Source organism: Janthinobacterium sp. SUN206 (genome assembly GCF_030587305.1).
Taxonomy (GTDB): Bacteria; Pseudomonadota; Gammaproteobacteria; order Burkholderiales; family Burkholderiaceae_D; genus Janthinobacterium; species Janthinobacterium kumbetense.
In genome coordinates this window covers 107,881-119,489 of sequence record NZ_JAPWIB010000007.1, presented here as the reverse complement: position 1 = coordinate 119,489, position 11,609 = coordinate 107,881, and the positions used below count along the sequence as shown (strand labels likewise).

The window sequence follows — 11,609 nt, the reverse complement described above, 5'->3', positions numbered from 1 at the left end:
CTATTTCAGTGAGGACAATAGCGTTGATGTTTTTGGCAAACAATGTCGCCATTGTTTGCGCTAGAACACGACGCCGGCCACCAAAATGATGTTGGCGTACGGACTGCACTCGCCCGTGCGCACGATGGCGCGCGCGCCCTTGCTCAATTGCTTGAACTCCTCATGCGTCACCTGGCGCGCATCGGGCAGGGACAAGGCCGTCACCTGCGCCGCCATGGCTGGATTGTGCTGCGGCAACTCGCTGGCGAGCAAATGGTATTCCACCTGCATTTCAGTCAATACCGTGTTGACGGTATCGATGAAGCCGGGGATGCCGCGCGTCAGGGCCAGGTCGATCAGGGGCACGCCCGGCTGCGACGGCAAGCCCGCGTCGCCGATGACGAGCATGTCGCCATGGCCGAGCGAAGCGATCAGTTGCGACAGTGCGATATTGAGCAGCGGTGATTTTTTCATGGGCGTCGTGTCGTTAGAACAGCTCGTGCAAGTGGGGGATCGAGGTTTGCGCGCCCGGCTTGGTGACGCTCCAGGCGGCCGCGCGCTGGCCTTGCTGGATCGCTTCCGCCTCGTCCATGCCGGACGCCAGGCCCGCCACAAAACCGCCGATGAAGGTGTCGCCGGCGGCCGTCGTGTCGACGGCTTGCACCACTTCGGCGGGGAAGGTGAAGTCGCCGCCGTACAGGGCCGCGTGCACGCCCTTGGAACCGAGGGTGATGATGACGTTGTCGCTGCCCAGCTTTTGCAGTGCGGCGGCCAGCGCCTTGGCATCCGCGCCATCCGGGCTGACGCCGGCCAGCATGGCCGCTTCGATTTCATTCGGTATCAGGTAGTCGACCAGTTCCAGCACGCCGTCCGGCAGGCTGGCCGCCGGGGCCGGGTTCAGCACCACGGTCTTGCCCAGCGAACGGGCCAGCTTGATCGCATGCACGACGGTGGCCATCGGCGTTTCCAGCTGCAGCACGACGATATCGGCCTGTTCGATCAAGCCTTGCGCCGCATCAATGTGTGCAGGGCTCAACAGATCGTTGGCGCCGCCGGCGATGACGATGCTGTTCTGGCCATTGTCGTCGACGAGAATCGAGGCGATGCCGGACGCCACGCCCGGCAAGGTGGTGATGTGGCTGTCGATGATGCCGTCGCCGACCAGCGCCGCGCGCAACGTCGCACCGAACGCGTCGTCGCCCACGCAGCCGACCATGGCCACTTGCTGGGCGCCCGCCACTTTGCCGCTCAGGCGCGCGCAGGCCACGGCCTGGTTGGCGCCCTTGCCGCCAGGAATGGTGCGAAAGGCGCCGCCCGTCAGGGTTTCGCCGGGGAGGGGCATGCGCGGCACGCGCAAGACCAGGTCCATATTGATGCTGCCGATAACCACGATCATGATGTCATTCCCATCAGTTCAGTTGCAGGTGAAGAAGTAGGTGCGGAAGAAGGTAAACTGACGGCCGCGCTGGAGCCGCGCACGTGCAATTCCGGGGCGATGCTGCGCTGCTGGCGCGGCAAGGCGGGGTCGGCGATGCGCGCCAGCAGGCAGGCGGCCGTGATGCGGCCCAGTTCGCGCGTATTTTGCGCCACGCTGGTCAGGGCCGGATGCACGAAGCTGGCCAGGTCGATATCGTCGAAGCCGACGACGGCCAGTTCGCACGGCACGGCGATGCCGCGCTCGGCGGCGGCGCGCAAGGCGCCGAAGGCCATCAGGTCATTGCAGCAGAACAAGGCATCGGGGCGCTGGTCTGGCGGCAGCGCCAGCAAGTCCAGCGCGGCCGCATAGCCGCCCGCGCTCGTAAAATCGCTGTGGCGGCACAGGGCGTCGGCCAGGACCACGCCGGCGTCCGCCATGGCGCTGCGCACGCCGGCGATGCGGTCGTTGGAAATGCTCACTTCGCGGGGACCGGCGATGCAGGCGAGGCGCCGGCGTCCCAGGCCCAGCAAATGGCGCGCGGCCAGCACGCCGCCGGCGCGGTTGTCGACGGCCACGGCATCGATGGACAAGTCGCTGGGCGCGCGGTCGAGCAGCACGGCCGGCACCTTCATCTTGCGCAGCAATTCGCCGTCGCTGTCGGCCAGCGCGGACAGGATCAGGCCGTCGCAGCGCTTGGTCAGCAGCACGTTCAGGTAGTCGCGCTGCTTGACGGGGTCGTCATCGGAATTGCACAAAATGACGCTGTAGCCGGCCGCGTAGCAGCTGTCCTCGATGCCGCGCGCCACTTCCGAAAAATACGGGTTCGTATTATTCGGAATGATCAGGCCGATGGTGCCCGTGCTGCGGCTGCGCAGGGAACGCGCCAGCGCGCTGGGCACGTAATGCAATTGCTCCGCCGCCGCCAGCACGGCGCGGCGCGCCTCGTCGCTGACGGGGCGGGTATTGTTGAGGACGTGCGACACGGTGGTAAACGACACCCCCGCCGCCTGCGCCACTTGCTTGATGGTTGCCATGGGCGATGTGGCGCTTAGGCGCGTTCGCCGCGGCGGCGGTAGGTGTCGAGCACCACGGCGGCGACGATCACCAGGCCCGTGACGATGCGTTTCACGGGTTCCGACACGCCCACTTGCGCCAGGCCCGCTTCCAGCACGGAAATGATCAACACGCCGATAAAGGTGCTGATGACGGAACCGCGCCCGCCCATCAGGCTCGTGCCGCCGATCACCACGGCGGCGATCACTTGCAATTCCATGCCCACGCCGCCGTTCGGGTCGGCCGCTTCCAGGCGCGACACCTGGAACAGCGCGCCCACGCCGGCCAGAAAGCCCATCAGGGCAAACACCAGCACCTTCGACGGTTTTGTATTGATGCCGGACAAACGCACGGCTTCCTCGTTCGTGCCGATGCCGATCCAGTGGCGGCCCAGCACCGTGCGCGTGAGCACCAGGTGGCCGATGACGACGATGGCGATCGAGGCGATGAAGGCGGGCGACAGGCCGAACGCGATTGGCGAGCTGATGCCGTCAACGGCGCTGCCGATGTACTCCGTGCGCGAGTTCGTCACTTGATACGCCATGCCGCGCGCCATTTCCAGCACGCCCAGCGAGACGATGAACGAGGGAATGCGCCAGCCGACGGAAATGAGACCCGTGGTGGCGCCGCACAGGGCGGCGACGAACATGCCCAGCAGGGCCGCGCTCCACACGGGCCAGCCCCAGTGCACGACGGCCAGCGACAGCACGGACGCGGCCAGCGCCATCACGGAACCGACGGACAAATCGATGCCGCCGATGATCAGCACGAACGTCATGCCGACGGCCATCACCACCAGGGTGGGGATGTTGTTCGACAGGGTGCTGAGGGTGGCGAGCGTGAAGAAGTTTTCGCTGGCAAACGAGAACAGCACGCACATGGCGACCAGGGCGCCGATCAGGCCCGCATAGTTTTTCAGGTCGGCCAGGCTGCGCTGCAGATACGAAGGAGAGGAGTTGGTGGTCATGGGAATCTTTCCGGCGGATCAGGCCGCAGCTGGAGTGGAAGTGGGGGTCAAATAGCCGGAGAAGGCGGCCGACAGCAGCGCGTCCTGGCTCCAGGCGCCGCGCTCGAAGGTATCGACGATGCTGCCGGCGCTCATGACGGCGATGCGGTCGCAGATCAGCATCAGTTCGCGCAAGTCGCTCGAGACGATGACGAGGCCCTTGCCCTGGCGCGCCTGTTCGGCCAGCACCTGATAAATATCGAACTTGGCGCCGATATCGATGCCGCGCGTGGGCTCGTCGAACAGCATGACGGGGCAGTCGCGGTACAGCCAGCGGGCGATCACCACCTTTTGCTGGTTGCCGCCGGACAATTCCGCCACCGTTTGCGCACTGTTGCGCGAGCGGATGCCCAGGCGCTGGATATAGTCGTCGGCCACCGTCGCTTCGGCCGCGTCGTTGAGCCAGCCAGCGCCGCTGACGGTGTCGAGCGAGGCCAGGGTCGTATTCACGGCGATGGACTGGCGCAGCAGCAAGCCTTGGCCCTTGCGGTCTTCCGTGATCATGGCGATGCCCGCTTGCACGGCGGCCTGCGGCGAGTGCAAGGCGGCGGGCGTGGCGCTGTCGCCGAGGAACACGTCACCGGCGTCGGCGCGGTCGGCGCCGAAGATCAGGCGCAGCAATTCCGTGCGGCCCGAGCCGATCAAGCCGGCGATGCCGAGGATTTCGCCGGCACGCAAGTCGAACGAGGTCGGGTTGACGACCTTGCCGCGCGCCAGGCCCCGCACGCGCAGCAGCGGTGCGCCGATGGTGCGGCCGCTCAGGTCGACGGCGTCGTCGGCCGAGCGGCCCACCATCAGGCTGACCAGGTCGGCGGCGGAGTGGCCCGCGATATCGTCGTCGCACACGAGCTGGCCGTCGCGCAGCACGGCGATGCGGTCGGCCACGCGCTTGAGTTCTTCCAGGCGGTGGGAAATATAGATGATGCACACGCCGTCGGCTTTCAGGCGTTCGATTTGCAGGAACAGCAATTCCACTTCGCGGTGCGTCAACATGGCCGTCGGTTCATCGAGCACCAGCAGGCGGCAAGCGCCAATTAAATTGCGCGCGATCTCGATCATTTGCTGGTGGCCGATGCCCAGTTCGCCGACCAAGGTCCACGGGTCGAGGCCGCCCAATCCCACTTTTTCCATCTGTTCGCGCGCGTCGCGCTCAAGACGGTTGCGGTCGATGAAGCCGAAACGCTGCGGCAAATTCTTCAGGTACAGATTTTCCGCGATCGACAGGGTGGGAATCAGGTTGAGTTCCTGCATCACCATGCGGATGCCCAGCGCCTCGGCGGCGCCGCGCGAGGCGGGCTGGTATGGCTTGCCGTCGAGCAACATCGTGCCCGTGGTGGCTTGCTCCAGGCCGCAGATGATTTTCGACAAGGTGCTCTTGCCCGCGCCGTTTTCGCCCGTCAGCGCCAGCACCTGGCCAGGGGCGAAGCGCAGGCCCACGCCACCGAGGACGGGGCCGACATAGGACTTGCCGATGTTATCGAGCGTTAACAAGGGGATGGCGGCTGGCGCCGGTGGAATGTCGGTGGGCATGATAAAACTCCGCGGTAGTGGCGGCGGGGCCGGCGGCGCCTGCTCGGTGAGCAAGCGGGCGCCGGCCCCGGCGGGATCAAACGATCAGGACTTGGCGCCCTTGGCGACCAGTTCGACCTTGGTTTCGATGACGCCACCAAGCTCGGCCTGTTTCTTCTTCTGCGCCAGGGCTTTCAGCACGGTCTCGATGCCGAACACGGCTTGTTGCGAACCGAACTGGTCGGCGGTAGCCAGCACGCGGCCATCGGCCAGCATCGGCTTGATGGCGTTGATGTTGTCGTAGCCGACGACGAGCACTTTGCCCGTCTTGCCGGCCGCCTTGATGGCGGAAATGGCGCCGATGGCCATGTTGTCGTTACCGCACAGCAAAGCCTTGATATTCGGATTGGCGTTCAGCATGGCGGCCGCCACCGTGTTGGCGGGGGCGATTTCCCACTGGCCAGACTGCACACTGACGACTTTCGCACCGGCTGCCGTCATGGCATCCTGGAAACCCAGGGTGCGCTGCTGCGCATTGTAGGTGGTGGACACGCCTTCGATGATGCCGACGGGGTCGCCCTTCTTGATTTGCTGCGCCAGGTAGTCGCCGACCACCTTGGCGCCCTTGCGGTTGTCCGGGCCGACGAACGGCACGGTGATGCCCTTCTCTTTCAGGGCGCCCGCGTCGAGCTTGTTGTCGATATTGACGACGATGATGCCCGCGTCGATGGCTTTCTTCAGCACTGGCACCAGCGCTTTCGAGTCGGCCGGCGCGATCACCAGCGCGTTGACGCGCGAGACGATCATTTGCTCGACCAGCTTGATCTGGCTCGACGTATCCGTTTCATCCTTGATGCCGTTCGACAGCAGGTCGTACTTGGCGGCATTCGCCTTCTGATGCGCCTTGGCGCCATTTTCCATGGTCAGGAAAAATTCATTGGCGAGCGACTTCATCACCAGCGCCACCTTTGGTTTGGCAGGTGTCTGCGCCATCGCCGGCACGGCGGGCAAGGCACACACCAGGACAGCGGCGGCAATCATTTTCAGGCGAATACGGGATGTCATGAGCGTCTCCAGAGTTGTTGGTCAAGCACGTGTACTGCATGCTTTTTAGGAAATTCGTTGCGCGCAAACGTTTGCGCGAAGCGAATAGTGCCTCAATGCCCCATATCAGTGCAAGCAAAACTGTATGTGCGGTGCAGCAAAAAGGGAGCGTTCAGAGGGAAACAGGCAGGCTGATGCCATCAGCCTGCTGGAGGGAAATACGCGGAAGTCAGGACTTTGTTGCGGGACGGGCGCTGGCCCACTGCACGGCCAGCACGCTGGCCAGCACCAGCAGCAAGCCCAGCATCGACCAGCCCGTCATGGCCTGGCCCAGCAAGGCCCAGCCCAGCACGACAGCCATCAGGGGGCTGAGCAAGCCCAGCGAGGACACGGCCACGGGCGACAGGCGGGCGATGCCGCGGAACCACAAGGCATACGCCAGCAGGGCGCCGGCCAGGCACAGGTAAGCGTAGGCCAGCACTTGCTGCCAGGACAGTGCCGGCAAGGGCGCGTCGGCCAGCCAGGCGACGGGCGCCAGCATCAGGCCGCCGAGCAGCAATTGCCAGCCCGTCAGCGCCAGCACGGGCAAGTCCGGCTTCCAGCGCCGCGTCAGATAGGTGCCGGCCGCCATGCAGGCCGTGCCGCCCAGCGCGGCGGCGATGCCGATGGGTTCCCACACCGTGCGCGGCGACAACAGCAAGACGCCCATGCCGGCCACGCCCAGCACGCTGGCGCCCAGGGCCAGGCGGGCGGGGCGGCGCCCTTCCACGCCCCAGGCGAGCCCCATCACCAGCAGCGGCTGGATGGCCCCCACCACGGCCGCCAAACCGCCCGGCAAGCGGTAGGCGGCGACGAACAGCAGGGCCTGGAACACGCCGATATTCAGCGCGGACAGGATCAGCACGCGGCCCCAGTCGCGCCGCGCGGGCAGGCGCCGCATCAGCAGCAGCAACAGCATGCCGGCCGGCAACACGCGGATCAGGGCTGCCGTGAAAGGACGGTGCGGCGGCAGCAGTTCGGACGTGACGATATACGTGGAACCCCAGATCAGGGGCGCCAGCGCCGTGAGCAGAATATCGCCCCAGGCGGGGCGGGCAAAGGAAGAGGCCATGAAACTATCTCGACATTAAGATAAAAGACCAGTGTGGGCGCGAACTATCTTGATGTCAAGATAAATACCTGCCTCCCCTTCCTGGTCGGCGGCGAAAAAAAACCCGGCATGGCCGGGCTTCTGGAATGCTGCAAGGCGGCAAGCTGCGCCGCCGGCTTAGCCTCTTAATCGCGCATGCGGCGCAGCGTCGTCACCCGCATGCCGCCCATGCTGATCTGCGCCGTGCTGCCATCGTCGCTGACGATAATGTCCATGGCCGTTTCGCCCGCGCCTTCCGGTGCGATCGTCACGGTATTGCCGTTGGTGGTGAAGGTGGCCTTGGTCGAGGTCCCGTTATTGATCACGCTGTCGCGTGTAAATTCCAGGACATTGCCCATCGCCGCCTGCCATTTCCCCACCGCCGGGTGGCCGCCAAAGCTGAACACGCTTTTCAGCTTGTCCAGCATGCCCGCGCCCTGCCCTGCCCGCGCTTTGCCCATCACACCGGTCATGGCCGCCTGGCTCATCTGCGCTTGGTCGATGACTTGCCACTGCTTGTCGACCAGCGCCAGCGGCAGCCGCACTTCCAGGTCGCCGTCCGGCAAGCGTTGCAGGATCAATGCGCGGTCCGGCGACTTGGCGAACCACGCCGCCTCATCGGTCAACGCCAGGGTGGCCTTGGCCATCGCCACTTGCTGTTCGCCCAGGTCGCGCACCTGATCGTAGCCGCTGACCTTGGCCACTTTCACGCCCTTGGCCACGCACAGCTTGTCGCCGCGCAAGGCCGCCTTGCCCGGCGCGGCCAGCGCGTAGACGAATTGCGATTGCGCAACCCAGCCGCCGCTGCTTTGCTCGACGGGTGCGCTGTACAGCCCGCTACGCACGAGGATATCCAGCCATTGCCGAGTAGAACTGTCGTACGACGCCACGCGGATCTCTTCCTTCTGATACGGCAAGTTGGCAAGGCACAGCAACTTGTCGCGCGCCGCCTCGTCGGCCGCCAGGTGGGCATCGATGGCGCGGCTGAAACTGCTGGACGAGGCTGCCTCTGGCGCCAGCAACCACGCCAGTGCGCCACCGGCCACGACGACCACCGCCAGCACGCCGCCGGCAAGGAGGAGGTGGCGCCGCTGCACACCGGTCGGCTTGACGGGCGCGACGGGCGACGGCGACGGCGCAGGTGCGGGCGACGGCGCGGCGTTCACGGCCTTGCCGCATTCATCGCAAAAACGCGCGCCGGGAACATGGGCGGTGCCGCATTGGGTGCAGAAGTGAGCCATGGCGTGCCTTTACTTGAGTTTATGCGCGCATTCGCCGCAAAACACATCATCGGATGCGACCGGTGCCTTGCAGCTTGGGCACTGCAGGCTGTCAACCGGCGCGGCGGCCGGTGCAGCGGCAGCGGCTGGCGCGGCGGGGGCGCTCGCCTGCTCGGCCAGGGCACGCGCGCGCTCGCGCGCTTCCTCGGCTTTTTTCTTGACCGTGGCCAGGCCGTCGTTCAGGCTCGCTTCCGAGGCGCCGAAGTCGACATTGCGCGTGGCGTCCAGGTAAATGATGCACACGCCCTTGGTAAAGATCAGGCCAGGCACTACGGCCGCGGCCGCCATCAGCAAGCCGCCGCCCAGGCCGGCTGCGACGATGTAGCCGGAACCGGAGCCGCCGCGACCCAGCCCCGCAGCCAGCGCATACATATTCATCTCGCCCAGGCTGAGGATGCCAGCCGACATGCCCGTGGTGAGCGACACGCCGGTACCGAGCACGCCAAAGATCAGCAGGGCCACAAACGCGGTGATCAGGAACAGCAGCACTTCCAGCAAGATCACGGACACCAGCTTGGTGCGCACGATCTGGTTCAGGCGGGCAATGATCTGGAACACGCTGGCACCCGACCAGGCGGCAGGGCCGGCCAGCGGCAGCATCACGTAGAACAGTGCAAACACCAGCACGCCCAGCACGATGGCCGACAGCGGGAAGACGACCGCGTACAGCACGGGGCCGAGCACGGGGATCTTGCAGACGAACAAGATGATGGCGATGGCGATCATGGCCGCCAGCACGATCAGAAATTCAAGGAAGACGACCGCGATCAGGCGGTGGCTCGTGTACAGCGAAACGAGCACGGCATCCACCAGGCTCATGCCCGGCTGGCCTTGCGCATCGCGCATCAGCAGGATGCCCACGGCATTGGAACCGTAGAACATCACGAGGAAGGCCATCAAGCCGCCCAGGAAGGCCAGCAGCGCACTGCTCATGCCGCCGGCAAGCATCGTCAGCACGCCACCGACGAGCACGGCGCCGATGAAGGTCAGGGCCAGCAAGGCAATCGCGCGGAAGTTCCTGATGGCGTCGGTCGCTTCGATCAGCGAGCCCACGGCGGAGGAAAAGGGAAGAGGTTTAGCTGCTTCTGTGGAAATGGTCATGTCTAGCCTGAAAGGGGGAAATCGGAAGGGGACGGCCTGCCTGGCCGCCCCGTGGTAGCACGGTGTTAGTAGGCCAGCGCCAGTTGCAGCTCGGATGCCGGCGCCTGGCGCTGGACGATCTGCAGCTTGACGTCCTGGCCACCGACGCGCTTGCTATTCAGGTACAGGGCCGTGCGCACCGGGTAAATGCCCTGCGGCACGCCTTCCGGCATGGGAATCGAGAAGCCGCCCTTGTAGGCGCCGCTGCCGTTATTGCTGCTGACCACCTTGCGCACGGTTTTGATCAAGTCGCCATTTGGCTTGTACAGGCTCAATTCCTCTTCCACCAGCGGGTTCGGATCGCGCGTGCCGGCCGCCACTTCGATATACGAATTGGTCTGCGCCTTCTGGCCCGGACGCACGGAGGACGGCGTAAAGCCCGTCTCGTATTTCACCAGGGTCGACTGCTCGGGCAGCTTGCCCTTGTTGGCCACCTTGTAGTCGGTCTGCACCTGCTGCGCCGTCTTGACTTGCTGGCTTTGATAATTCAAGGCCACGCAAGCGAGCGCGCCCAGGCTGGCGCCCAGGGCCGCGCCGCGCACGGTGTTGTTGCCGCCGCCCAGCAAGCCGCCCACGACGGCGCCGATGCCGGCCAGCATGGCCGTATTGCATTCGCCGCTGGCCGCGTCCGTGCCGGCGGTAGTGGTATTGCCGGTGGCGCCAGGGCCGCCCGGCGCGGCGCAACCGGCCAGCATCGAGGACACGACCAGCATCGCCACCAGGGGCTTGGCCATTTGTTTCAGGTTTTTCACGTTATTCTCCGGAAAGGTCAAAATAGGGGGAAGGCAAGCAGCGCGGCTTACTCGATCTGGATTTGCGACAGCGCCTTGTCCTGCGCTTCTTTCGCCTTGCGCTTGATGTCGAGCGCGTAGCGGTTGCCCGTGTCCATGCGCAACACGGCATTCGCGTTGGCAATGGCACAGTCGTATTTGCGCTGGCTCATGCAGTGGCTCGCTTCCGACAGGCTGTCCGTGATCACGCTTTCGAGACCGGAAGGCTTGCTGACAGGCGCGGCCGGCGGCGTCACCTTGATGGGCCTGGCGGGTTTTTCCGCGACAGGTGCCGGTGCCGGTGCAGGCGCTGGCGCTGGCGCCGGCGCCGGTGCAGGAGCTGCCGCTGGCTCAGGCTCAGGCTCAGGCTCGGCAGCAGGTGTCGCGGCATGGTCGGCCGTCGTGGCGCCATCGAGCGCAGGGTCGCTGATGGCCAGCGGCTGCTCGGCGGCAGCCGTCGTTTCTTCGGCGGGAAGCGTCGGCGTGGGGACTGGCGCGGGTTCGGCAGGCTTGGCTGACAGGTAATAGTATCCGCCTGCCGCACCCAATACCACCACCGCCGCGACGGCTGCGACGATCAGCTTGATGCGGCTGCCACCGGCCGGGCTGTCGGATGCCGCTGCGGGCACGCTGGCGGGTGCGGGAGCAGGTTCCGCTGCGGGGCCAGGATCGGCACGGCGCTTTTCCAGCACTGGCGCTGGCGGCGCGACAGGCTCCGCCACGGGCGCTGGGGCAGGCTCAGGTTCCGGCTCAGGCACGGGTATGGATGCAATGACGGGCTCAGTGACGGGCTCGATAAGCGGCTCGATCACGGGGGCTATCACAGCCTCGATGACCGGCTCGATAACCGGCTCGATGCGCGGCTCGATGACCGCTTCCGGCAGCGGCGGCGGCGCCGCTGCGGCAACGGGCGCCACGGCAAAGCTGAATGCGCACTTGGGGCAGAACTTGGCGTCCGGCTTGCAATCATGGCCGCACTGGCCACAGGCTTTGCCTGGCACGGGAGCGGCGGCGGCAGGAGCAACGGCAAACGTCGTGCCGCAGGAAGAGCAGAATTTTGCGCCCGGCTTATTCTCGGCCTGGCAGGAAAGGCATTTCAATTGGCATCTCTTTTCATCTAAACGCTGGAAGTCGCGTACGCTGGCGCTTGCCAGAATGGCAGCATTGTTGCCGTACGGCTAAATATTCAACGAGTATATTTTCAAACACCAAGTTGCCACAAGGGAAAATTGCCTTTTGCTCTATTCAATTTTTAAATATTGGTAAAAATTCCGCCATCAAG

General features: G+C 65.3%; 11 protein-coding genes and 1 pseudogene. All 12 read right to left on the bottom strand.

What is annotated here, in order from left to right:
* Positions 1–60: 60 nt before the first annotated feature.
* Positions 61–453, bottom strand: coding sequence for a D-ribose pyranase (rbsD, locus tag O3300_RS27745; protein WP_305054689.1), 393 nt, complete (start codon positions 451–453; stop codon positions 61–63).
* A gap of 13 nt (positions 454–466) precedes the next feature.
* Positions 467–1,375, bottom strand: coding sequence for a ribokinase (gene rbsK, locus O3300_RS27740; protein ID WP_251351564.1), 909 nt, complete (start codon positions 1,373–1,375; stop codon positions 467–469).
* Entirely contained in the window at positions 1,372–2,430 is a 1,059-nt protein-coding gene (locus O3300_RS27735) for a LacI family DNA-binding transcriptional regulator (RefSeq protein WP_305054688.1), read from the bottom strand. The genes rbsK and O3300_RS27735 overlap by 4 nt, the downstream gene beginning before the upstream one ends.
* 14 nt (positions 2,431–2,444) lie before the next feature.
* On the bottom strand, positions 2,445–3,416 hold the full coding sequence (locus tag O3300_RS27730; protein WP_099666105.1) for an ABC transporter permease: 972 nt from the start codon (positions 3,414–3,416) through the stop codon (positions 2,445–2,447).
* Between the two features lie 18 nt (positions 3,417–3,434).
* Positions 3,435–4,985, bottom strand: coding sequence for a sugar ABC transporter ATP-binding protein (locus tag O3300_RS27725; RefSeq protein WP_305054687.1), 1,551 nt, complete (start codon positions 4,983–4,985; stop codon positions 3,435–3,437).
* An 84-nt stretch (positions 4,986–5,069) separates the two neighbouring features.
* Positions 5,070–6,029, bottom strand: coding sequence for a sugar ABC transporter substrate-binding protein (locus O3300_RS27720; protein WP_369811642.1), 960 nt, complete (start codon positions 6,027–6,029; stop codon positions 5,070–5,072).
* Positions 6,030–6,237: 208 nt separating this feature from the next.
* Entirely contained in the window at positions 6,238–7,119 is an 882-nt protein-coding gene (locus O3300_RS27715; RefSeq protein ID WP_305054686.1) for an EamA family transporter, read from the bottom strand.
* A 164-nt stretch (positions 7,120–7,283) separates the two neighbouring features.
* On the bottom strand, positions 7,284–8,378 hold the full coding sequence (locus O3300_RS27710) for a zinc ribbon domain-containing protein (protein WP_305054685.1): 1,095 nt from the start codon (positions 8,376–8,378) through the stop codon (positions 7,284–7,286).
* 9 nt (positions 8,379–8,387) lie between these two features.
* Positions 8,388–9,518 carry a zinc ribbon domain-containing protein gene (locus O3300_RS27705; protein ID WP_305054684.1) on the bottom strand — a complete coding sequence of 377 codons (1,131 nt, stop codon included), beginning with the start codon at positions 9,516–9,518 and terminating at the stop codon, positions 8,388–8,390.
* A 65-nt stretch (positions 9,519–9,583) separates the two neighbouring features.
* Positions 9,584–10,309: a hypothetical protein gene (locus O3300_RS27700; protein ID WP_289914043.1), complete on the bottom strand. Its 726-nt coding sequence runs from the start codon at positions 10,307–10,309 to the stop codon at positions 9,584–9,586.
* A gap of 47 nt (positions 10,310–10,356) precedes the next feature.
* A complete protein-coding gene (locus O3300_RS27695) occupies positions 10,357–11,049 on the bottom strand; it encodes a hypothetical protein (protein ID WP_305054683.1) in 693 nt (230 codons plus the stop codon).
* A gap of 270 nt (positions 11,050–11,319) precedes the next feature.
* A pseudogene (locus O3300_RS28445) lies at positions 11,320–11,427 on the bottom strand (zinc-ribbon domain-containing protein); the annotation flags it as partial.
* Positions 11,428–11,609 lie beyond the last annotated feature (182 nt).